The organism is Pantoea sp. BJ2 (genome assembly GCF_040255075.1).
In the GTDB taxonomy this organism is placed as follows: domain Bacteria; phylum Pseudomonadota; class Gammaproteobacteria; order Enterobacterales; family Enterobacteriaceae; genus Pantoea; species Pantoea leporis.
This window is the reverse complement of sequence record NZ_CP158292.1, coordinates 2271610-2294212: the sequence shown is the minus strand read 5'-3', so window position 1 is coordinate 2294212 and position 22603 is coordinate 2271610. Positions and strand designations below refer to the sequence as shown.

The following is a 22603-nucleotide window of genomic DNA, read 5'->3' as shown; positions in this document are numbered from 1 at the left end:
GGCTTTTACGTTGGGCCAGGAGCCTCACGCATGGATGCGTGAGGCAGTTCGGGGCCGGCCAGGATGGCCGATCCGCGAACGGTCCGTCGGCACGACGTGGAAGCCGAAGGCACCGCGCTAGCGGGGCGAGGACGGCCCGTGACGCAGCAGATGTGTCAGAGCCCGCACCAGATCTGAAGCAAAAAGACAGTTTAACTGGCAAGCATTAGGTGATTTACGGCAGGGCGATTTGTTGACCGAGCGCACGAATAATCCCGGCGGTCATGCCCCAGATAAAATAATCCTCATACCAGGATAACCAAACCTGATGTTGGCGATGACCACGGCGCAAGGTGAGATCGCTGTAGCGGCTCAAACGCAATGCTTCCGCCAGCGGCATGGCAAAGGCGCTTTCCACTTCGTCCGGATTGAGCTGCAAAGCAAAATCAGCCGGAATAATGCCCACTACCGGCGTCACAGCGAAACCGGTGCTGCTGGTCACCGGCGGCAGAACGCCGATGATCTGCACCTGTTCCGGCTGAATTCCCACTTCTTCCTGCGCTTCACGCAGTGCGGTGTGGATCAGCGAGGGGTCAGTGGCGTCCTGCATGCCGCCGGGAAAGGCGACTTGCCCGGCGTGTTTACGCAGGTGCGATGAGCGCCGCGTGAGCAGCAAGCCAGGTTCTGCGCCGTCGATCACCGGCACCAGTACCGCCGCACGGCGTCCGCTGATGGCACTTTTCGGCGCATGCAGCGGCGGTTGCAGGACAAAGCGGCTGAGGAACTGCTCAAGGGTTAAATTCATTTCAGGTCCCATCACGCAGGCTGGGCAAAATACGGTTCACCTTATGGAAGGTTTCCTGATATTCGGCATCAAGGTCGCTGTCCGCCACCAATCCGCCACCGGCGGCGCAGTAAAGCTGGTGGTTTTCCGCAATCAGCGTGCGAATGGTGATGCTGGTATCCATACGGCCACACAGGCTGATGTAGCCGATGCTGCCACACCACGCATTGCGGCGATGCGGCTCTAACTCTTCGATGATCTCCATCGCGCGGATCTTCGGTGCGCCGGTGATGGAACCACCGGGGAAGCAAGCACGCAGCAAATCGGTTGCGCTCAGCGTCTCAGGCAAACGTGCACGTACGGTGCTGACCAGATGATGCACCGCCGGGAAAGGTTCAACCACGAACAGTTCCGGTACGCTGACGCTGCCGGGCACGGCCACGCGGCCAATATCATTGCGCAGCAGATCGACAATCATCAGGTTCTCCGCGCGATCTTTCTCCGAGTTAGCGAGCTTCTCTGCCTGCAAACGGTCGGCCTCGGCATCAGCAAGACGCGGCAAAGTACCTTTAATCGGACGCGTTTCAATTTCCTGCTGCTGTAAAGCGAGGAAGCGCTCGGGCGATAAACTTAGCAGGGCGCTGTCTGGCAAACGCAGGAAGGCGCTGAACGGCGCGCGATTCGCCTGCGTCAGACGCAAAAATGCCTGCCACTCATCACCGCGATAGCCCGCCTGAAAACGCTGTGCCAGATTCACCTGATAGCAATCACCGGCTTGAATATAGGCCTGCACCGCGTGGAACCGCTGCGCATACTGGTCATAACTGAGGTTGGATTGCCACTCGCTGGTCAAGGCGAAAGGCTCGGCGGGCGGCGCGGTTTGTGCTTGCAGCCAGTGCCAGCGCTGCCCGGCATCGCTGAGCGAAATCAGCGTCAGTTTTTGCAGATGATGATCGGCGATCAGCGCCCAGTCATAAATGCCTACCGCCATATCCGGCGTGGTGAGATCCTGCTGCGCGCGCTGCGGCAGGTTTTCAAAGCGTCGTCCTAAATCGTAACCGAACAGACCGAGGGCGCCGCCCTGAAACGGTAATCCGGCATCAAAAGCCGGCGTGACACCTAGCGCGGCACATTGCTGTTGCACCAGCAGCAGCGGATCGGCGGCGGAGTGAATGACGTCATCACCGCAGATAAGTTCAGTGCTGGCACCGCGTGTAGTCAGCGTCGCGCGCGGATCGGCGGTGAGGATATCAAAGCGGTTATCCGCGTGATCGGCTTGGCCGGAGGTCAGCAACATCGCCCAGCGTTGGTGGGCTAGCGGAGCAAAAAGGTGTAACAGCGTTTCGGGCGTATACTTCAGAACGAGGCTTTTTACCATCATGGGACAAATCACTTCAGCAAGCAGGTCGCTAGCCTGACATATTTTTTTGTTGCTGGCACCCGTTTGTTCCACGTGGTAATAATGCGTCCCCCATGCACCAGGAGTGAATTATGTTTACAGGTCTTCCAGCGTTATCCCATGAGCAACAGCAGCAAGCGGTTGAACGCATCCAGGAATTAATGGCGGGCGGTATGTCGAGCGGACAGGCGATTGCGCAGGTGGCGCAGGAGATTCGTCAAACCTATAAAGGTGAAGCCATTCGGGCGATGTTCGAAGACGACGATGATGAAGAAGACGACAACGAATAACGCCCGAACGGATTTTACAGCGCGGCGATGATTTTAATTTCGACTTTATACTTCGGGTTCATCAAACCGGCCTGCACGGTGCAACGCACCGGCGCATTGCCTGGCGAAACCCACGCATCCCAGGCGCGATTCATCGCCGGAAAATCGCTTTTCTCCACCAGAAAAATGGTGGCGTCGAGGATCTTGCTCTTATCCGATCCCACGCGCGTCAGAATGGCATCAATCACCGCCAACGCATTGGCGGTTTGCGCTTCCGCATCTTCATCCAGGTTTTCCGGTACGCTGGTGTAATAGACGGTTTGGTTATGCACCACGGCTTCGGACATACGGTGCTCTGGATCAATACGCGTAATGGTCATGCTGTTCTCCTTTAATTTTGCTGCGCTAGCCTGCCATATCCCAGGGGCGCATGTCATCTGTTGTGGTTGCCCGCCGGGAATCCTGACATAATTACAGTGGTTTTAATTTTTGATGTGAGGAAGTGTGGCAGACGATTTTGCAGCTGATGGCGCACTGGCGCAGGCAATTCCGGGCTTTAAACCGCGTGAAGCACAGCGCCAAATGGCCAAAGCGGTAACCGAGGCGGTGAAAACAGGCGGCGAGCTGGTAGTAGAAGCGGGCACCGGAACCGGTAAAACCTATGCCTATCTGGCGCCGGCATTGCGGGCAAAGAAAAAAGTCATTGTCTCCACCGGTTCCAAAGCGTTGCAGGATCAGCTCTATAATCGCGATCTGCCTACCATCGCGCGTGCCCTGAAGTTCAGCGGCAAAACTGCGCTGCTGAAAGGGCGCTCCAACTATTTATGCCTCGAACGTCTTGAGCAGCAGAATCAAACCGGCGGCGATCTCAGCGTTCAGGCGCTAGGCGATTTGATCAGCGTGCGCGGCTGGTCGTCAGAAACCACCGATGGCGACGTCAGCAACTGCAACGGCGTGGCCGAAGACAGCCCGATCTGGCCGTTTGTCACCAGTACCAACGATAACTGCCTCGGCAGCGATTGCCCGCTGTATAAAGATTGCTTCGTGGTCAAAGCGCGCAAAAAAGCCATGGACGCCGATGTGGTGGTGGTGAACCATCATCTGTTTCTTGCCGATCTGGTGGTGAAAGAGGGCGGCTTTGGCGAACTGATTCCGGAGGCCGATGTGATGATCTTCGATGAAGCGCATCAGCTCCCCGATATCGCCAGCCAGTATTTCGGTCAGCAGCTGTCGAGCCGTCAACTGCAGGACCTCGCCAAAGACATCATCATCGCCTATCGCACCGAAGTGCGGGATGTGCAGCAGCTACAGAAATCTGCCGATCGTCTGGCGCAGTGCGCACAGGATTTTCGTTTGACACTCGGCGAACCGGGTTTTCGCGGCAACCTGCGCGATCTGCTGAGCGATAACAACATCATGCGCATGTTTACCTTGCTGGATGATGCGCTCGAACTCTGTTACGACGTAATCAAACTGTCGCTGGGGCGCTCCGCGCTGCTGGACGCCGCCTTTGAGCGCGCGGCGTTGTATCGCACGCGCCTGAAACGGCTGCGCGCCATTGACGAGCCCGGCTTCAGCTATTGGTATGAGTGCAATAGCCGCCATTTCACGCTGGCGCTGACGCCGCTGTCGGTGGCGGAACGCTTCCGGGAAGTGATGGATAACCGCAAAGCCGCGTGGATTTTCACGTCTGCCACGCTGGCGGTGAATGAGCAGATGAGCCATTTCTCCAGCCGCCTTGGCGTGGATAACGCTACTACGATGATCCTCGACAGCCCGTTCGATTACACCCAGCAAGCGCTGCTGTGTGTGCCACGCAACATGCCGGAACCCAATCATCCCGGCGGCGCGCGCCAGCTGGCGCGCATGATGAAGCCGCTGATTGATGCCAACAAAGGGCGCTGCTTCTTCCTCTGCACCTCGCACAAGATGATGCGCGAGTTAGCCATTGAGTTTCGTGCTTCCATGACGTTGCCGGTATTGCTGCAAGGTGAAACCAGTAAAGGACAGCTGCTAAAGCAGTTCCTGGAAGCCGGTAACGCACTGTTGGTCGCCACCAGCAGCTTCTGGGAAGGTGTTGACGTACGCGGCGATGCGCTGTCGCTGGTAATCATCGACAAGCTGCCATTTACCTCGCCGGAAGATCCGCTGCTCAAAGCCCGCATGGAAGATTGTCGCCTGCGCGGCGGCGATCCCTTCAATGATGTGCAACTGCCTGATGCGGTAATCACCCTGAAACAGGGCGTGGGGCGTTTAATTCGTGATACCGAAGATCGCGGCGTACTGGTGATTTGCGATCAGCGCCTGGTTTCTCGCCCCTACGGCGGCCTGTTCCTGAACAGTTTGCCACCCACGCCGCGCACCCGCGATATTGCGCGTGCCATCGAATTTGTCCGTCAGCCAGTGGATCACTAATTGTGCCAGGCTGTGATAAGATGCGCGCCATTTTGACTCTCTGAGGTTGTTATGTCCGCCCGAATTTTAGCCCTGGACACGGCGACAGAAGCCTGTTCTGCCGCGCTGCAAAATCTGCAGCAGATTGATGCCCGCTTTGAAATCGCCCCGCGCGATCACACCCAACGTATTCTGCCGCTGGTTCAGGAGCTGTTGCAGGCGCAGCAGCTGGAGCTGACCGCGCTTGACGTGCTGGCGTTTGGCCGTGGACCGGGCAGTTTTACCGGTGTGCGTATCGGCATTGGCATTGCTCAAGGGCTGGCGCTTGGCGCGAATCTGCCGATGATTGGCGTCTCCTCGTTAGCGACCATGGCGCAGGGCGCGTGGCGTTTGACCGGCGCGACGCGCGTGCTGGCCGCAATCGACGCGCGCATGGGCGAACTCTATTGGGCTGAATATCAGCGCGACGAAAACGGTGAATGGCAGGGCGCGGAAAACGAAGCGGTGATCAAACCCGACGTGGCGCAGCAACGTATTGCCGCATTAGGTGGCGAATGGACGGCTGTTGGCACCGGCTGGCAAGCCTATCCGCATCTGCTCACCTCGCCAGGCGCGCAGCTTATCGCCTCAGAGGTATTGTTACCCGCAGCAGAAGATATGCTGCCGCTGGCGCTCAGCGCCTGGCAGCGTGATGAAGCAGTTGCGGTGGAGAATGCCGAGCCGGTTTATCTGCGCAATGAAGTGGCATGGAAAAAGTTGCCGGGACGCTAGGCCGCGCGCAACTTATCTTCGCGTGCTCAGTCTAATCAGAGAAATAACAGGAGAAGTGCTATGCCAATAAGTCGTAAAGGGATGTCTGGCGCTCTGTTAGCCTGCGCAATGCTGCTCAGCGGCTGTGTTTCGGTGCCAGATTCAATTAAAGGAAGTTCTGAGCTTCCACAGCAAGATTTACTGCGCGTGATGAACGCGCCGCAACTGTTTGTCGGTCAGGAATCACGCTTCGGCGGGAAAGTGGTGAAGGTCACCAATCTCAACGGCTTAACGCGCGTGGAAATTGCGACCCAGCCGCTGGATGAGAGCGCGCGTCCGCGTTTAGGCGCAGCTTCGGTTGGCCGCATCTTTGCTGACATCCGCGGCTTTGTCGATCCGGTCGATTTGAATAACCAATACATCACGGTGCTGGGCAACATCAAAGGCACCGAGAAAGGCGATATTGGTAAGGCCAGCTACAACTTTGTGGTGATCGATGTGCGCGGCTATCAGCGCTGGCATCTGACGCAACAGGTGATGACGCCGCCGCAGCCGATTGATCCCTACATCTGGTATGGCCCAACGCGCCATCGTCCGGGATATTGGGGACCCAATCCGTATTGGGGTATGAACCTTGGCCAACCGGCGCAGGTACAAACTATCCTCACCGAATAAGCTATTAATGGTGTTATTTACGGCCCGGTCGCGGTGCGTGCGAACGGGCCTTTTTATTGGGCGCGCAACCGATGCGCGAAATTTAGTGATGCGCTTCGCAACCTGAAAATGCCGAAACAGGCAAACTGGTACAATCAGTTAAAATATTGTTAACAACATTGATTGTCGAGGCGGCGATGGCTACGCAACAGGATTATCGGGGTGATTCTTTGAATAAGGTTTGGCTCAAACGCTATCCGGCAGATGTCCCTGCGGAAATTAATGCGGATCGTTACGCTTCTCTGGTCGATCTTTTCGAGCACGCAACAGAGCAATACGCCGATCAGGTGGCTTTCATCAATATGGGCCAGCCGATGACCTATCGGCAGCTGGAAAAGCAAAGCCGCGCCTTTGCCGCCTGGCTGCAGCAAGGTTTAGGGTTGAAGCAGGGCGATCGTGTGGCGCTAATGATGCCCAATCTGCTGCAATATCCCGTCGCGCTGTTTGGCGTACTGCGCGCTGGCATGGTGGTGGTCAACGTCAATCCGCTCTATACGCCGCGTGAACTCAAGCATCAGCTTGTTGATAGCGGCGCCAGCGCCATTGTGATCGTCTCGAACTTTGCCCATACGCTGGAAAAAGTGGTGGCCGAAACGCCGATCAAACATGTGATGTTAACGCGTATGGGCGATCAGCTGGCGCCAGTGAAAGCCACGCTGGTGAACTTCGTCGTTAAATACGTGAAAAAGCTGGTGCCAAAATACCATCTGCCGGGCGCGGTCCCGTTCCGCAGCGCCTTGTCGCAGGGCGAACAGATGACCTATCAACGCCCAACCGTGACCAACGACGATCTCGCTTTCCTGCAATATACCGGCGGTACCACCGGCGTGGCCAAAGGCGCGATGCTGACGCACCGCAATATGCAGGCTAATCTGGAACAGACTAAAGCTACTTACGGCAAGCTTCTGCGTCCGGGCAAAGAGCAAGTGGTGACCGCGCTGCCGCTCTATCACATCTTCGCGCTGACGGTGAACGGGCTATTGTTCCTTGACCTTGGCGGCACCAACCTGCTGATCACTAATCCGCGCGATATTCCCGGCTTTGTTAAAGAGCTCAGCAAGTTCCCGTTTACCGCCATTACCGGCGTGAATACCTTATTCAATGCGCTGCTGAATGATGCCAATTTCAATAAGCTCGATTTCTCTACGTTGCGCCTGTCAGCCGGCGGCGGCATGGCGGTGCAAAAAGCGGTCGCCGAACGCTGGGAAAAACTCACTGGACACTATCTGCTGGAAGGTTACGGTCTGACCGAGTGTTCGCCGCTGGTGTCAGTGAATCCGTATGACATTACCTGTCATACCGGCAGCATCGGTTTGCCGGTACCGTCCACCGATGTGCGCATCGTCGATGATGAAGACAAGGATGTGGCGCCAGGTGAACCGGGCGAGCTGTGTATTCGCGGTCCGCAGGTGATGACCGGCTACTGGCAGCGCGCCGACGCTACCGATGAAGTGCTGAAAAATGGCTGGCTGCATACTGGTGATATTGTTACCGTTGATAGCGAAGGCTTTATTCGCATCGTCGATCGTAAGAAAGACATGATTCTGGTGTCAGGCTTTAACGTGTATCCTAACGAGATCGAAGATGTGCTGATGCAGCACGAGAAAGTGCGTGAAGCCGCGGCGATTGGCGTTCCCAGCGATCTGTCGGGCGAAGCGGTAAAAGTGTGCATCGTGAAGAAAGATCCTTCACTGACGAAAGAAGAAGTGCTGGATCATTGCCGTCGCCAGCTCACCGGCTACAAAGTGCCGAAGATTATCGAGTTTCGTGACGAGTTGCCGAAGACCAACGTCGGCAAAATATTGCGTCGCGAATTGCGTGATGAGGCGAAGCGAGAAGGGCAGTAACGCGCCATTCTCCTCAGGTTAACGCCGGCACAGTCCGGCGTTTTTATTGCTTTTAACATGGAGCGCTGCGCGTTGTTTGCCGCAGCGAGAAAGACAACGTGAATTACACCCTGATCGACCAAAATGACCAACTGGCCGCCGTGTGCGAGAAAGCACGCCAGCACGCCGCCGTGGCGCTGGATACTGAATTCGTGCGCACCCGCACCTACTATCCGCAGCTCGGCCTGATTCAGCTGTTTGATGGCGACCAGCTGATCCTGATCGATCCGCTTAATATCAGTGACTGGACGCCGTTTGTGGCGCTGTTGCAGGACAAGCAGGTCACCAAATTCCTGCACGCCGGTGGCGAAGATCTGGAAGTGTTCCTGCATCGCTTTAAATGCCTGCCCGATCCCATGATTGATACGCAAATTCTGGCGGCATTTACCGGCCAGGCGTTGTCGTGGGGCTTTGCCTCGATGGTGACGCATTTCAACCAGATCGAGCTGGATAAAAGCGAATCGCGTACCGATTGGCTGGCGCGTCCGTTGACCGAACGTCAATGTGAATATGCCGCTGCCGATGTCGCCTATCTGCTGCCGATTGCCCATCAGCTGGTGGCGCAAACTGAAGAAGCTGGCAACATGGCGGCGGCGCTAAGCGAATGCAATATGCTGTGCCAGCGCCGCCTGGATGTGCTGCAACCGGAAGAAGCCTGGCGCGACATCACCAATGCGTGGCAACTGCGTCCGCGTCAGCTTGCGGCATTGCAACGTCTGGCCGCGTGGCGTTTAAACCTCGCGCGTCAGAAAGATATGGCGGTGAACTTCGTGGTGCGCGAAGAGAATCTGTGGAAAGTGGCGCGCTTTATGCCGGGCAGCCTTGCCGAGCTGGATCATTTAGGGCTGAACGGCCACGAAATCCGCTTCCACGGTAAAGCGATGGTGGCGCTGGTGGCTGAAGCGCAGGCGCAGGATGAAGCGACTTTACCGCAGCCGCTGCCCAATCTTATCGATCATCCTCACTACAAACAGGCGTTCAAAGCCATCAAAGCGCTGGTGCAACAGGTGAGTGAAGAGAGTGGTTTTAGCCAGGAACTGCTGGCATCACGTCGGCAGATTAATCAGGTGCTGAGTGTGCATTGGGGATTGAAAAACGCGTCGCGCACACCTGAGTTACAGACAGGCTGGCGGGGCGATTTGCTGAAAGCGGGTATCAGCGAGATTCTGCAGGCACTTTAACGCGAGCATTTTCCCCTGCGCAACACCGCAGGGGAAAATCAGGAAACCGCTTTAATCATTTAGGAACGTCTTCCGGCTCCGGCAGTGTCACGTTGAGCTCGAGGATAGAGATATCATCCCCTTTCTGATCCAGCTGAACGGTCACCATATCCGGGTCAATTTTTACGTATTTACAGATCACTTCCAAAATATCGCGCTTCAGCTGCGGCAGATAGTGGGGCTCACTGTCGCCCCTTCTGCGTTCGGCTACGATAATCTGCAGCCTTTCCTTGGCTATATTGGCTGTGTTCTTCTTACGGGATAAAAAGAAATCAAGTAATGCCATTGGTTATCCCCCGAACAGGCGTTTAAGGAAACCCTTCTTCTCTTCTTCGATAAAGCGGAAGGGGCGTTCTTCGCCAAGCAGGCGATCTACGGTATCAGCATAGGCTTTACCGGCGTCAGCGTTTGCGTCGAGGATCACCGGCTCACCCTGGTTAGAGGCGCGCAAGACAGATTGATCTTCCGGGATGACGCCAACCAGAGGAATGCGCAGAATTTCCAGCACATCTTCCATGCTCAGCATATCGCCACGGGTTACGCGGCCAGGATTGTAACGGGTCAGCAGCAGATGCTCTTTCACCGGATCCTGGCTGTTCTCTGCACGACGGGATTTCGAAGAGATGATGCCGAGAATACGGTCGGAGTCACGTACTGAAGAGACTTCCGGGTTGGTGGTGATGATGGCTTCATCGGCGAAGTACAATGCCATCAGCGCGCCGGTTTCGATACCTGCTGGTGAGTCACAGACGATAAAGTCGAACTCCATCGCCGCCAGATCGTTCAGCACTTTTTCAACGCCTTCACGCGTCAGTGCATCTTTATCGCGCGTCTGTGAAGCCGGCAGAATGTAGAGTTGCTCTGTGCGCTTGTCACGAATTAGCGCTTGATTCAGCGTTGCATCGCCCTGAATGACGTTTACAAAGTCATATACCACGCGGCGTTCACAGCCCATGATCAAATCCAGGTTACGCAGACCGATATCGAAATCGATGACGACGGTTTTTTTGCCTTTCTGCGCTAACCCGGTAGCGATGGCCGCGCTTGACGTGGTCTTGCCAACGCCCCCTTTACCCGATGTAACTACAATAATGCGTGCCATAAATGTTGATTTCCTTAACGAAAGAAAAGGGGCTTAATTAAGTGTCTGAATGGTAAGCGCGCCCTCTATCAGGCTGAGGCGCGCCGCTTTACCAAAGAATTCCGCCGGGATTTGATCGATCATCCAATATTCTCCGGCAATAGAGACCAACTCTGCGGCGAGGTTGGTGCAAAAAATCTGGCTGTCGCGTTGTCCGCCGACGCCGGCTAACGCGCGACCGCGCATCATGCCGTAAATATGGATGTTACCGTCGGCGACCAGTTCGGCCCCGGCGCTGACGCTACTGGTGACGATGAGATCGGCATTGCGCGCATAAATTTGCTGGCCCGAACGCACCGGCGTATTAATGATGCGGGTTTTACTGGCGGCATCCGCCACCACTGCCGCAACAACTGGCGCGGCTTCAGCGACCGGCGCCGCGACTTGTTTGCGGCTCTCTTTACCTTCAGAAAGAACCGGTAACCCCGCGCGGGCAATCATTTTTTTCAGGGCTTCATCTTTGCAACCGCTGACACCAACGATACGCAGACCGGTCGCCATCACCGCTTGTTGCATCTGTTTCCAGTTAATGTCGCCGGTTAACGCTGAAACATTCAGCACCACCGGCGCATTCAGCAAAAAGGCTGGTGCCTGATCGATTTTGTCCTGTAGCGCCTGACGAATCACCTCGGGTTGCGAATGATGCAGATGAACGACTGACAGGGTAAAACTGCTTCCCTTGAATTCGATTGGCGTTTGCGACATCTGTGCTGACTCAGTCCTGTTTTACGACCCTTAAATGTACGCCGATAAAATCGGCAATAACATCAAACGGTCAATATTCGAAGTTCTGCAAGCATGTTATAGTTACTGCTATATTCAGGCAAGTGACGCCATCGGTTAATTCGAGTAAAAAATATGTTTTGTGTGATCTACAGAAGCCCGCAACGTGAACAGACTTATCTGTATGTTGAAAAAAAAGACGATTTCTCACGGGTACCGGAAGAACTGCTGCGTGGCTTCGGCAAACCCCAGCTGGCAATGGTGCTGTCGCTGGATAAGCGTGACAAACTGGCTAACGCAGATATCAATAAAGTTAAGCAAGGTTTAAGCGAACACGGCTTTTATTTGCAAATTCCACCGCCGGTTGAAAGTCTGCTCAACATTCATCTCGATCAGGGTAAAAAAGATTAATTCAGATTCCTCTGTAAATATATCCTGTAGAAATAATCAGTGCTATTTGCGTTAATTAACTGCCCGCTTTAACCCTTTATTGCGGGCAATTATCCCGGCGTTTAGCTGATTTTGTTGTATACGATTAACGACTTTTGACAATTTCCGCCACGCCTGCCGCCATAAACCCGCTAATATATTCCACCTCAGCGTGCCGCGTTCCGGCACTGAGCCAGACTTCATCGCCAGATGCACTGGCGGCAAATACAACCAAAGCAGGGGAATAGCATGTATCAGCATCGTAACTGGCAGGGCGCTCTGTTGGATTATCCGGTCAGCAAAGTGGTTTGCGTCGGCAGCAACTATGCGAAGCACATAAAGGAAATGGGAAGTGCCACGCCAACCGAACCGGTGGTGTTTATCAAACCGGAAACCGCGGTGTGCGATCTACGCCAGCCGCTGTCGATCCCGGCACAATTTGGTGAAGTGCATCATGAAGTGGAGCTGGCGGTGCTGATTGGCTCGACGCTGAAGCAGGCGAGCGAAGAGCATGTGGCGAAGGCGATTGCCGGATATGGCGTCGCGCTGGATTTGACCTTACGTGACGTGCAGGCCGGTTTGAAGAAAGCGGGCCAACCGTGGGAAAAATCCAAAGGTTTCGATAACTCGTGTCCGCTGTCAGGCTTTATTCCGGTTGCCGAGTTCAGCGGCGATCCACAGAACACCGAACTGAAGCTGATCGTTAACGGCGAAGTGCGTCAGCACGGGACGACCGCCGATATGATCCACAAAATTCTGCCGCTGATTGCCTATATGAGCCAGTATTTCACCCTGCGCGCGGGCGATGTCGTACTGACCGGTACGCCGGAAGGCGTTGGCCCGATGCGTTCTGGCGATAAGCTGGAAGTATCGCTGGCGGGTCACGGTATTTCGACGCGCGTTCTGTAAAACTTGCATCACCGCACCTGAACCTTTATAAGGTGCGGTCTCTTTGCTAACCCGGACCGCCATCATGACTGAACAACCTTTCTGGCAGACTAAACGCCTTGACCAAATGAACGACGCAGAGTGGGAATCCCTGTGCGACGGCTGCGGCCAATGTTGCCTGAACAAGTTGCAGGATGCGGACACCGACGAAATCTACTTCACCAATGTGGCCTGCAATCAGCTGAATATCAAAACCTGCCAATGCCGTAACTACGAGCATCGTTTTGAGTTAGAAGAGAATTGCATCAAGCTGACGCGTGAAAACCTCACCAGCTTTGAATGGCTGCCGCGTACCTGCGCCTATCGCGTGCTAGGGGAAGGCAAAACCTTGCCGGCCTGGCATCCGCTGATCGCCGGTTCTAAAAAGGCGATGCATGCGCAGCGCATTTCAGTGCGTTTTATTGCAGTGCGGGAGAGTGAGGTGCGGGATTGGGAAGAGCATATAATTGATCGGCCGGATCGCAACGGTTAAAAATAAAACAGGCAGCCAAGGCTGCCTGTTTTTTTGTGCTTAACGTCCGAACAGATCACGGCGTTTCGGTTTAAACGGCTGTGCAATCAACACCAGCAGCGCCACCAGCAGATAAGCGCCGAAAATCACGATCATCCACTGCGGCATACTCCAGGTCAGGAAAGTCCAGCCGCGCTCAGCGCAGTCACCGCTGGCCACAAACACCGAAGGCAACCATTTATCCAGCGGCAACCAGCTTGGGAAACGTGCGGCAAAGTCGCAGGTGACAAACGGATTGGGATGCAGCTGAATCATGGTGTGATCGTAAGAGAGGCGTGTGCCTTCAATCGCGCTATAGATCCAGATGAGGATCGCCGCCCAGCGCAGCGGGGTTTTCGGTGCAATCGCACCCACGATGCCCGCGCCCATCACGCCAAACAGCGCGCAACGCTCATAAATACACATTACGCAGGGTTGCAGCCCCATGACGTGCTGAAAATACAAAGCCGTCAATTCAAACGCCAACGCCGTCAGGGCCAGCAGAAGCCAGGCACCGCGTCCACGCGAGCATTGATTCAAATATCGCAACATATTGCTTTTCCTGTAACCGTTAATGTTTCGCAGTGTAAACCAAAAGCGCAACCGTGCCAGCCAGGTAACGGGAAAAAATCATGTACAAAAATGACTTAAGTCGCGTTGAGGCCAAAAAAGATCCGGCCATGCGCTTCATCCGATAAGTGCAAGCCGCAGGCGCAGCGCAAACGTGTGCTTGCCAGCGTAGTTTCGTCTGAATTCACGGCTGAATTTTGCGCCAGCGCGCGCTTTTAATCGGTTGGCAGGCTATTTCCGCTATAGCCGCTCTGGTATGATGAGTCGCATTACGATAAAGAAAGCAACGAGAAATAAATGCTATGGTGATTAAGGCGCAGAGCCCCGCGGGATTTGCTGAAGAGTATATTATTGAAAGCATCTGGAACAGTCGTTTTCCGCCGGGATCCATTCTACCTGCCGAACGTGAGCTTTCTGAACTGATTGGCGTGACCCGCACCACGTTGCGTGAAGTATTGCAGCGTCTGGCGCGCGATGGCTGGTTGACCATTCAGCATGGTAAACCGACGCGCGTTAACGATTTTTGGGAAACCTCCGGTTTAAACATCCTCGAAACCCTGGCCCGACTCGATCACGATAGTGTCCCACAGTTGATTGATAATCTGCTGTCAGTGCGGACTAACATCTCCTCGATTTTTATCAGCCGTGCGCTGCGTCATCATCCTGATAAAGCGCGCGAAGTGCTGGAAAATGCGCTAATCGAGGAAGACAAAGCCGAAGCCTATACCGAGCTGGATTATCGCGTGTTCCGCGGCCTGGCGTTTGCATCAGGTAACCCGATTTATGGTCTGATTTTGAATGGCCTGAAAGGGTTGTATACCCGCGTGGGTCGTCACTACTTCTCCAGTCTGGAAGCGCGTGAACTGGCGCGTAACTTCTATCGCCAGCTGGCTGACCTGTGCGTGGCTAATCCTTCGCAGGAGCAGATTGTCGATAGCGTGCGTGAATACGGACGCCGCAGCGGTGAGATTTGGCACAAGATGCAGAAAAGCATGCCGGACGATTTAGCCAGCAAGCGATAAAAGAAAAACCGGACTTCGACAGTCCGGTTTTTTTGCCTTACAACGTTGGGCCGCGCGTGGGCGAACGATCCAGCAACTCGACGCTGCCGTCTTCATTCTGCTGTTCCAGAATCACATCAAAGCCCCACAAACGGTGCACATGCTTCAACACTTCTTTGCGGCTCTTATCGAGCGGCGCACGCTGTTGCGGCACATAACGCAGCGTCAGTGAGCGATCGCCACGCAAATCCACGTTGTAGACCTGAATGTTAGGTTCCAGATTGCTCAGATTGTACTGCGCCGACAGCTGCTGACGAATGGCGCGGTAACCCGCTTCATCATGGATCGCTGCAATTTCGAGGAAATTGTTGCGGTCATCATCCATCACCGTGAACAAGCGGAAATCACGCATCACTTTTGGTGACAAGAATTGGCTGATAAAGCTTTCGTCCTTGAATTCACGCATCGCGAAATGCAGGGTTTTCAGCCAGTCGGAACCGGCAATATCCGGGAACCAGTAGCGATCTTCTTCGGTCGGTGTCTGACAGATGCGTTTGATGTCCTGGAACATCGCGAAGCCCAGCGCATACGGGTTGATGCCGTTATACCACTGGCTGTTATACGGTGGCTGATACACCACGTTGGTGTGGCTGTGCAGGAACTCCATCATAAAGCGTTCCGACACTTTGCCTTCGTCATACAGATGATTAAGGATGGTGTAGTGCCAGAAAGTGGCCCAGCCTTCGTTCATCACCTGCGTCTGTTTCTGCGGATAAAAATACTGGCTAACTTTGCGAACAATGCGCAGCACTTCACGTTGCCAGGATTCCAGCAGCGGCGCATTTTTTTCCATAAAATAGAGCAGGTTTTCCTGCGGTTCAGAAGGGTAGCGCGATGCCTCAACGTGCACCGACTCTTTCTCTTTACGCGGCAGGGTGCGCCACAGCGTATTCACCTGACTCTGCAAATACTCTTCGCGGCTCTGCTGGCGCGCCTTCTCTTCCTGCAGCGAAATTTTCTGCGGACGCTTATAGCGATCCACACCGTAGTTCATCAACGCATGGCAGGAATCGAGCAGCCGCTCAACTTCCTCCACGCCATAGCGCTCTTCGCAGTCGGTAATGTAATTTCGCGCAAACAGCAGGTAATCCACAATCGAACTGGCATCGGTCCAGCTGCGGAACAGATAGTTATTTTTAAAGAAAGAGTTGTGACCGTAACAGGCGTGCGCCATTACCAGCGCCTGCATGGTCATGGTGTTCTCTTCCATCAAATAGGCGATACACGGATTGGAGTTGATGACGATCTCATACGCCAGGCCTTGCTGACCATGCTTGTAGCGCTGTTCCGTTTCGATGAATTTCTTGCCGAACGACCAGTGCGCATAGTTGATCGGCATACCCACGCTGGAGTAGGCATCCATCATCTGCTCGGAGGTGATCACTTCAATTTGGTGCGGATAGGTTTCCAGTCCGTAACTTTTGGCTACGCGGTCAATTTCCGCCAGATAATCATCCAGCAGTTCGAAGGTCCAGTCGGGACCATCACTGAGTCGTTTACTGTTGCGGGTTGGCTCGTCAAAGATTGTCGTCATAGCGCACCTCTGTTTTGCAAGCGGCAGGAGTTACCTGTCACGATCGTTTAAGGCCTCATCCTGAGTAAAGATGGCCCAAAAAACTGAGCGAACACTTCAATGATAGTCCACTGTCGCCTATCCGAAACTGAATCTCAATCGAATTCTTTTGGCAGAAAATCATTCAAAAAGCGTTAGTTAAGCCAATACTGATGGCAAATGTTGGCCATTATTAATTTAGCAGAACAATGCTCTGTTTATAAGTGGATTGTATGACTGCGGCGCTTTCTCCTGAAAAAAGTCAAAACCGCTCCCTTCCGCATAATAAATGGCTGATTAAGGGATTTAAGGCATAAAAAATCCTGATTTTGCCGCTGTTGCATGATTTCAGTGTGCAGTCAGGTAAAAAACATGTGAAATAAGTCGGTCGAATGTAAGATTTCAATAGCGGTCGGGTTATGCTGTGTTGGGCTGGGTTAATAGTTAATTATTCTTTTGCTGCGACGAGGGGCTTATGCGCGTAGTGATTCTTGGTAGTGGTGTGGTTGGGGTAGCGAGCGCATGGTATCTGGCGCAGGCCGGACATGAGGTCACGGTTATCGATCGTCAACCTGCCGCCGCGCTGGAAACCAGCGCTGGTAATGCGGGACAGATTTCACCGGGCTATGCTGCGCCCTGGGCGGCGCCGGGCGTTCCGCTGAAAGCGGTCAAATGGATGTTCCAGCGTCACGCGCCGCTGGCGGTACGTCTCGATGGCAGCAAATTCCAGCTGGAATGGATGTGGAATATGCTGCGAAACTGCGACATGCAGCACTATCAAGAGAATAAAAGCCGCATGGTGCGCATCGCGGAGTACAGCCGCGACTGCCTGAAAACGCTGCGCGCCAGCACCGGCATTGCCTATGAAGGTCGGCAGGGCGGCACGCTGCAGCTGTTCCGCACGCAGCAACAGTTCGAAAGTGCCAGCAAAGATATCGCCGTGCTGCGCGATGCGGGCGTGCCCTATGAGCTGCTGGAAGCGCATCAGCTCAAAAATGTCGAACCTGCGCTGGCGGCAACGGCGCATAAACTCACCGGCGGTTTGCGTCTTCCTAACGACGAAACCGGCGACTGCCAACTGTTCACCCAACGTCTGGCTGCGATGGCAGCGGCGGCGGGCGTAACCTTCCGCTACAACACCTCGGTTGATCAGTTGTTGCGTGAGGGCAATCGCATTTATGGCGTGAAGTGTGGCGATGAAGTGATCAAAGCCGATGCTTACCTGGTGGCATTCGGTTCCTATTCAACCGCGCTGCTGAAAGACATTCTCGCCATCCCGGTTTACCCGTTGAAAGGCTATTCGCTGACGATTCCAATCAAGAATGCCGACGCCGCACCGGTTTCCACCATCCTCGATGAAACCTACAAAGTGGCGGTAACGCGCTTTGACGATCGCATTCGCGTGGGCGGCATGGCAGAAATTGTTGGTTTTAACACCAAACTGTTGCCGGCACGACGCGAAACGCTGGAGATGGTGGTCCGCGATCTCTATCCTGAAGGCGGTTTTGTCGAACAGGCCACGTTCTGGACCGGATTGCGTCCAATGACGCCAGACGGTACGCCGATTGTCGGGCGCACGCCGCTCTCCAATCTCTATCTCAATACCGGTCACGGTACGCTGGGATGGACGATGGCTTGTGGTTCCGGTCAGCTTCTGGCTGATTTAATTTCCGGTCAGAAACCGGCGATTGCCGCAGATGATTTGTCAGTGCTGCGCTACCTGCCAGGTTTTGAGCCACATTCTTCGCCACTGCGTAACGCCAGCGCGGCGCGCTGAGACCTCAGGGAGAGTAAAAGCATGTCACGTCCAACCGGTGCCACCATCAATCAACAGGCACTGCGTCATAATCTGGCCGTTGTTCGCCGGGCGGCCCCGCAATCATGCGTCTGGTCGGTGGTAAAAGCCAATGCGTATGGTCACGGTGTGGCTCGCGTGTGGCAAAGCCTGGCAGAAACCGATGGTTTCGCGCTGCTGAATATGGAAGAGGCGATCCTGCTGCGTGAGCAGGGCTGGAAAAAACCGATCCTGCTGCTGGAAGGTTTCTTTCATGCCGAGGATTTAGCGCTAATCGATCGTTACCGCCTCACCACCAGCGTGCACAGCAACTGGCAGATTCAGGCGCTGGCAAAAGCGCAGCTGTCGGCACCGGTCGATGTGTACCTCAAAATCAACAGCGGCATGAACCGGCTTGGTTTCCGTCCTGAGCAGGCTCATGCGGCGTGGCAAAAACTGCGCGCTCTGCCGAACGTCGGTGCAATGACGCTGATGGCGCACTTCGCTGATGCAGAAAATCCGCAAGGAGTTGTTGAGCCGATGAAGCGCGTCGAACTGGCGGCGGAAGGGCTCGATTGTCCGCGTTCCCTGTCTAACTCTGCGGCTACGCTGTGGCATCCTGAAGCGCATTTTGACTGGGTGCGTCCCGGCATTATTCTCTATGGCGCGTCACCGAGCGGCGACTGGCAGGATATCGCCAGCACCGGATTGCAGCCGGTGATGACGCTCACCAGCGAAATCATTGGCGTTCAGCAGCTGAATGCCGGTGACGGCGTGGGTTACGGTTATCGCTATCACGCTAGCGGCACCCAGCGTATCGGCATCGTCGCCTGTGGCTACGCCGACGGTTATCCGCGTCATGCGCCCACCGGCACGCCAGTCAGCGTGGATGGCATACGCACGCAAACGCTGGGCGCCATCTCCATGGACATGATGATGATCGATTTAGAACCTTGCCCGCAGGCCGGCATCGGTTCAAAGGTTGAGCTGTGGGGCAATCAGGTGAAGATCGATGAGGTGGCAAAAGCCGCCGGAACGGTGGGCTACGAGCTGATGTGCGCGCTCGCGCCACGCGTTCCGGTTGAGGTTATTTAAGCGCGGTCACGCGACCGTGCATTTTCTTACTGCAGCGCCAGGCGGTCAGTGCCAGCGCTGCACCCAGCAGCATCATCAATGCCAGTGACGACTTCTCAGCAACGGGCAATGCTACGATTGCCATGCTGCCGCCCGCACCACACGCCATCTGAATAAATCCCTGCAGTGCTGAGGCCACGCCCGCTTGCTGCTGATACGGCTCCAGCGCGTAGCTGGTGGCGGGACCGACCGTGAACGCCAGGCCAGCAACGGAAACCGCCACGGGAATCATGTAGAGCGCCCAATGGTTTTGCCACGCCGCCGGTAACAGCGTGGTGCCCATCATCAGAAGAATTGCGCCGATCAACATGGTGGCGAAACCCATCGCCAGGCAGAACGGGCGTCCCGCTTTGCGAATGGTTTTGTTTACGAACGCGCTAACCAGCATGATCCAAAACCCGTTGGCGCCAAAGGCGAAAGAGAATTGCAACGGCGTCAGGCCGCCTTCGGTCATCAGCACGTGTGGCGCCAGAGACACATAGGTCAGCACCATGCCCAGCGCGCCGGCATTGGCAAAGGCAAAGGCGAGAAAGCGCGGTTCACGGGCTATGGCAGCATACTGCGTCAGCGGTAAACCTTTAACGCGTAAGGTGTCCGCCGGGCGCGTTTCGGGCAGCCACAGCAGGACGATCAAGCCGATCACCACCGCATAGCCGCACAGGAACCAGAACGGCATCCGCCAGCCGTAGGCTTCGGCGAGGATCCCACCCAGCAGTGGCGCCAGCGCGGGAACGATATTCAGCGCACCATTGAGAAAGCCGTAAGCGCGTGCGGCATCCTCGCCACTGAGACGGTCACGCACGCCGCTGAAGGCCACCACCGCCGTGCAGCACACCGCGCAACCCTGAATGATGCGGGCGAGAAAGAACACCGGCCACAGCGTGCTCGTGGCGGCAATCGCGCTGCCAATGATGTAAAGCGCAAGACCAATTAACGCGAGCGGCTTACGACCAAAATTATCCACCAGCGGACCGGTAATCAATTGGCCAATGCCCATCACCAATAAAAACAGAGGAATCGTGATTTGGATGAGGCTCACCGGGCTGTTAAGACCTTCGGCGATTTGCGGCAATGTCGGGAGGTAAAGATCAATGCCAAGCGGCGCCAGCAGCACCAGGCTAAGAAGTATTAAGGTGAATTTTTGCATTACGAACCGGACGACCTGTTAAACAATCCGGAAGGGTAATGACTCTTAGGGGAAAAAGAAAGGGATAATAAAAGCGATGCCTGCCGAAGTGCACAGACATCGCCTCGAGGGTATTAGTAAGCGCCGTCGCGACGAACCACTACGCCAGCGGTTTTGAACAGAATCGCAATGTCAGTCCATAACGCCCAGTTTTTCACGTACCAGGAATCGAAGTAGACGCGCGTATCGTAGTCAATGTCGTTACGTCCGCTGACCTGCCACAAGCCGGTCATGCCCGGTTTGGCCATCAGGTAGTAATCCACATCACCGGCATAACGCTCCAGCTCTGCTTCAATCACCGGACGCGGACCGACCAGACTCATTTCGCCACGAATCACGTTCCACAGTTGTGGCAGCTCATCAAGGCTGGTTTTGCGCAGGAAGTTACCAATTTTGGTCACACGCGGATCGTTTTTCAGTTTGAAATCACGGTCCCATTCGGCACGCGCTTCCTCGCTGGTCGCCAGCAAATTTTGCAGCACTTCCTGCGAGTTGGTCACCATTGAGCGGAACTTCAGGCACTTAAACTTCACGCCATCTTGCCCAACGCGTTCATGACCATAAATCGCATTGCCGCCGTCACGTTTCACCATCGCACACAGCAGTCCAAATACCGGTCCGAGGAACAGCAGCAGCATGGATGCCACCACGATATCGAAGGTGCGTTTCAGGAAGCGCGAAGAGCGTTTCGCCAGGTTGTTGCTGACGCGCAAAATCATCACTTCATGGCTGAAGATGAATGACATATCGGTGCCATACAGCGGCACGCCGCGCAGCGTTGGGATCACGGAGATTGAACGGCACTTCATTTTGGACAGGAACTTCAGCCATTTATCGCGCACCACTTGCTGCTCAAATTCGGTGGCGACGATAAATTGCGTGTTGTCACGGTCCATGGTTTGCCAGTTGATGTCTTTCCAGGTGATCACCGGAACGCCATTAACCTTCTCATGCTGTTGGTCATCATCCAGCGAGATAAACGCCTGCACGTTATAACCGAGGATCTCCTCGCTCTGCAGCGCCGCATAAGCTTCCATGGCATTTTTACCGGAACCAATGATGATGGTTTCCTTCTGCCACTGACCTGCGCGGTTGATGGCGCGTTTTACCACGGCACGCATCAGCGGCAGCAGCAGCAGAGCGTAAGTCCAGCTAAATACCCAAACCATGCGCGAGAAGTCCCATTTTGAAAAGGCAATCAACGCCAGATCAAGCAGAGAGAAGACGAACAGGGTTTTAATCACTTCTTTCAGTTCAAACCAAAACGGCTTGCGATAAGTGTAGTGACGCATACGCACCCAGAACCAGGCGGTGCAAAGAATAGAAAGGCTAAATTGGGCAATAAACCGGTATTCAATCTGCTGGGGCGGAATAAAGGTATCCAGTTCGCCCCAAATACCTTGAACGGTGGCGGCAGATAAAAACAATGCCAGATTTAATGCAATTAAATCCGAGAAACTAAGTGCGACTTTTGCGATGAGGTTTTTGCGCAGTCCGCTCCACGAGCGGGTTGCATCATTCATTATCAAAGTACTTGCCATAAAACCTGCTCTCTTTTCTTAAGTAAAAGATGGCCTGACCAGAATCAAGTACGCGCTCAGGAGTGGTCCGCTGAAAAATGGAAAGAATAATTCTTTCAGCGAGATATAAGTCAGTGCTGCCATAAGCGCTGCAAGGAAAGGACCGTTTGAGACGTGATGCACGTCACGAAAAGCTGCAGCAACGTTTAAGAGTATGCAGGAGTTATTTGACAGAGTTAATATGGAAATAGTCTGAAAAGGAAATAAATGACTAAAGAAATAATTGGCTATTTAATTGAAATGTATGGTTAAAGGTTAATTAGTCGCGCATATTACGCTTCATTTTAAGACAGCTTTTCGGAATGACCGCCATTCACATCAATGGCGGCGCCAGCCAATCAGGCGGGTTTTTTTAATACCCACAGGTCCTGCTGCTTGTCATAGTGTCCGATTTGCAGATCGACAGCCTCTTCATCAATCCATGCCGGTACACTGGTATCCACATCCCAGCCGTCGAGTTGGTCACTCAGGCCGGGATTGGTATGGCAGGGAATACTGACAGTGTCGCCATTGTCACTATTGAACTCTGCATCAACGATTTCATATTGACCAATCTTCACCACGCGTCCCATTACATTCTCCCGTATTTGCTGGGTTGAATAGTGAGCATAGTCGTTCAC

General features: G+C 54.5%; 23 protein-coding genes. 12 read left to right on the top strand and 11 right to left on the bottom strand.

Annotated elements, in window-relative coordinates:
• Window positions 1-214: 214 nt before the first annotated feature.
• Together AAF463_RS10575 and pabB are read right to left on the bottom strand one after the other, a co-directional pair.
• Window positions 215-784: a CoA pyrophosphatase gene (locus tag AAF463_RS10575; RefSeq protein WP_350260701.1), complete on the bottom strand. Its 570-nt coding sequence runs from the start codon at window positions 782-784 to the stop codon at window positions 215-217.
• 1 nt (window position 785) lies between these two features.
• Window positions 786-2144: an aminodeoxychorismate synthase component 1 gene (gene pabB, locus AAF463_RS10570; protein WP_350260700.1), complete on the bottom strand. Its 1359-nt coding sequence runs from the start codon at window positions 2142-2144 to the stop codon at window positions 786-788.
• A 110-nt stretch (window positions 2145-2254) separates the two neighbouring features.
• On the opposite strand from pabB, the gene AAF463_RS10565 reads away from it, so the two are divergent.
• Window positions 2255-2452 carry a YoaH family protein gene (locus tag AAF463_RS10565; RefSeq protein ID WP_350260699.1) on the top strand — a complete coding sequence of 66 codons (198 nt, stop codon included), beginning with the start codon at window positions 2255-2257 and terminating at the stop codon, window positions 2450-2452.
• A gap of 14 nt (window positions 2453-2466) precedes the next feature.
• Here AAF463_RS10565 and AAF463_RS10560 read toward each other — a convergent pair whose 3' ends face one another.
• Complete coding sequence (locus tag AAF463_RS10560) at window positions 2467-2811, bottom strand: RidA family protein (RefSeq protein WP_061718729.1); 345 nt, start codon at window positions 2809-2811, stop codon at window positions 2467-2469.
• Between the two features lie 124 nt (window positions 2812-2935).
• Between AAF463_RS10560 and AAF463_RS10555 the strand changes: the two genes are divergently transcribed.
• From AAF463_RS10555 to rnd, 5 genes are all read left to right on the top strand, one after another.
• Window positions 2936-4846, top strand: coding sequence for an ATP-dependent DNA helicase (locus AAF463_RS10555; protein ID WP_176970030.1), 1911 nt, complete (start codon window positions 2936-2938; stop codon window positions 4844-4846).
• A gap of 51 nt (window positions 4847-4897) precedes the next feature.
• A complete protein-coding gene (tsaB, locus tag AAF463_RS10550) occupies window positions 4898-5596 on the top strand; it encodes a tRNA (adenosine(37)-N6)-threonylcarbamoyltransferase complex dimerization subunit type 1 TsaB (RefSeq protein WP_350260698.1) in 699 nt (232 codons plus the stop codon).
• Between the two features lie 60 nt (window positions 5597-5656).
• A complete protein-coding gene (locus tag AAF463_RS10545; protein ID WP_101764197.1) occupies window positions 5657-6250 on the top strand; it encodes a Slp family lipoprotein in 594 nt (197 codons plus the stop codon).
• A gap of 209 nt (window positions 6251-6459) precedes the next feature.
• The gene (gene fadD / locus AAF463_RS10540; protein ID WP_146001316.1) at window positions 6460-8136 is read left to right on the top strand and encodes a long-chain-fatty-acid--CoA ligase FadD; all 1677 of its coding nucleotides are present in this window, start codon (window positions 6460-6462) and stop codon (window positions 8134-8136) included.
• Between the two features lie 98 nt (window positions 8137-8234).
• Window positions 8235-9356 (top strand): ribonuclease D, encoded by a 1122-nt coding sequence (gene rnd / locus AAF463_RS10535; RefSeq protein ID WP_350260697.1) that lies wholly within the window; start codon window positions 8235-8237, stop codon window positions 9354-9356.
• 55 nt (window positions 9357-9411) lie between these two features.
• Here the strand turns inward: rnd and minE are convergent, their stop codons facing one another.
• From minE to minC, 3 genes are read right to left on the bottom strand one after another with little or no spacing between them, the layout of a single operon-like run.
• Window positions 9412-9681: a cell division topological specificity factor MinE gene (gene minE, locus AAF463_RS10530; protein ID WP_007889661.1), complete on the bottom strand. Its 270-nt coding sequence runs from the start codon at window positions 9679-9681 to the stop codon at window positions 9412-9414.
• Window positions 9682-9684: 3 nt separating this feature from the next.
• On the bottom strand, window positions 9685-10497 hold the full coding sequence (gene minD / locus AAF463_RS10525) for a septum site-determining protein MinD (RefSeq protein ID WP_007889662.1): 813 nt from the start codon (window positions 10495-10497) through the stop codon (window positions 9685-9687).
• Window positions 10498-10530: 33 nt separating this feature from the next.
• Entirely contained in the window at window positions 10531-11241 is a 711-nt protein-coding gene (gene minC, locus AAF463_RS10520) for a septum site-determining protein MinC (protein ID WP_350260696.1), read from the bottom strand.
• Between the two features lie 153 nt (window positions 11242-11394).
• On the opposite strand from minC, the gene AAF463_RS10515 reads away from it, so the two are divergent.
• The 3 genes from AAF463_RS10515 to AAF463_RS10505 all read left to right on the top strand — a co-directional run bounded on the left by AAF463_RS10515 (window position 11395) and on the right by AAF463_RS10505 (window position 13108).
• A complete protein-coding gene (locus AAF463_RS10515; protein ID WP_176970024.1) occupies window positions 11395-11670 on the top strand; it encodes a YcgL domain-containing protein in 276 nt (91 codons plus the stop codon).
• Window positions 11671-11937: 267 nt separating this feature from the next.
• On the top strand, window positions 11938-12597 hold the full coding sequence (locus AAF463_RS10510) for a fumarylacetoacetate hydrolase family protein (protein WP_176970023.1): 660 nt from the start codon (window positions 11938-11940) through the stop codon (window positions 12595-12597).
• 64 nt (window positions 12598-12661) lie between these two features.
• On the top strand, window positions 12662-13108 hold the full coding sequence (locus AAF463_RS10505; protein ID WP_008110381.1) for a YcgN family cysteine cluster protein: 447 nt from the start codon (window positions 12662-12664) through the stop codon (window positions 13106-13108).
• A 39-nt stretch (window positions 13109-13147) separates the two neighbouring features.
• Here the strand turns inward: AAF463_RS10505 and dsbB are convergent, their stop codons facing one another.
• Window positions 13148-13678, bottom strand: a complete 531-nt coding sequence (gene dsbB / locus AAF463_RS10500) for a disulfide bond formation protein DsbB (protein ID WP_176970022.1) — start codon at window positions 13676-13678, stop codon at window positions 13148-13150.
• Between the two features lie 320 nt (window positions 13679-13998).
• Between dsbB and fadR the strand changes: the two genes are divergently transcribed.
• On the top strand, window positions 13999-14718 hold the full coding sequence (fadR, locus tag AAF463_RS10495) for a fatty acid metabolism transcriptional regulator FadR (protein WP_101764204.1): 720 nt from the start codon (window positions 13999-14001) through the stop codon (window positions 14716-14718).
• 37 nt (window positions 14719-14755) lie between these two features.
• Here the strand turns inward: fadR and AAF463_RS10490 are convergent, their stop codons facing one another.
• Window positions 14756-16291 carry a SpoVR family protein gene (locus tag AAF463_RS10490; RefSeq protein ID WP_101764205.1) on the bottom strand — a complete coding sequence of 512 codons (1536 nt, stop codon included), beginning with the start codon at window positions 16289-16291 and terminating at the stop codon, window positions 14756-14758.
• A 493-nt stretch (window positions 16292-16784) separates the two neighbouring features.
• Between AAF463_RS10490 and AAF463_RS10485 the strand changes: the two genes are divergently transcribed.
• Window positions 16785-18086, top strand: a complete 1302-nt coding sequence (locus AAF463_RS10485) for a D-amino acid dehydrogenase (protein WP_350260695.1) — start codon at window positions 16785-16787, stop codon at window positions 18084-18086.
• A gap of 21 nt (window positions 18087-18107) precedes the next feature.
• Window positions 18108-19178: a catabolic alanine racemase DadX gene (gene dadX / locus AAF463_RS10480; RefSeq protein WP_350260694.1), complete on the top strand. Its 1071-nt coding sequence runs from the start codon at window positions 18108-18110 to the stop codon at window positions 19176-19178.
• Here dadX and AAF463_RS10475 read toward each other — a convergent pair.
• The 3 genes from AAF463_RS10475 to AAF463_RS10465 all read right to left on the bottom strand — a co-directional run bounded on the left by AAF463_RS10475 (window position 19171) and on the right by AAF463_RS10465 (window position 22555).
• Window positions 19171-20364 carry a multidrug effflux MFS transporter gene (locus AAF463_RS10475; protein ID WP_350260693.1) on the bottom strand — a complete coding sequence of 398 codons (1194 nt, stop codon included), beginning with the start codon at window positions 20362-20364 and terminating at the stop codon, window positions 19171-19173. The genes dadX and AAF463_RS10475 overlap by 8 nt on opposite strands.
• 113 nt (window positions 20365-20477) lie before the next feature.
• Complete coding sequence (gene wbaP / locus AAF463_RS10470) at window positions 20478-21944, bottom strand: undecaprenyl-phosphate galactose phosphotransferase WbaP (RefSeq protein ID WP_008110368.1); 1467 nt, start codon at window positions 21942-21944, stop codon at window positions 20478-20480.
• A 377-nt stretch (window positions 21945-22321) separates the two neighbouring features.
• A complete protein-coding gene (locus tag AAF463_RS10465) occupies window positions 22322-22555 on the bottom strand; it encodes a DUF1480 family protein (RefSeq protein ID WP_110866277.1) in 234 nt (77 codons plus the stop codon).
• Between the last annotated feature and the right edge of the window lie 48 nt (window positions 22556-22603).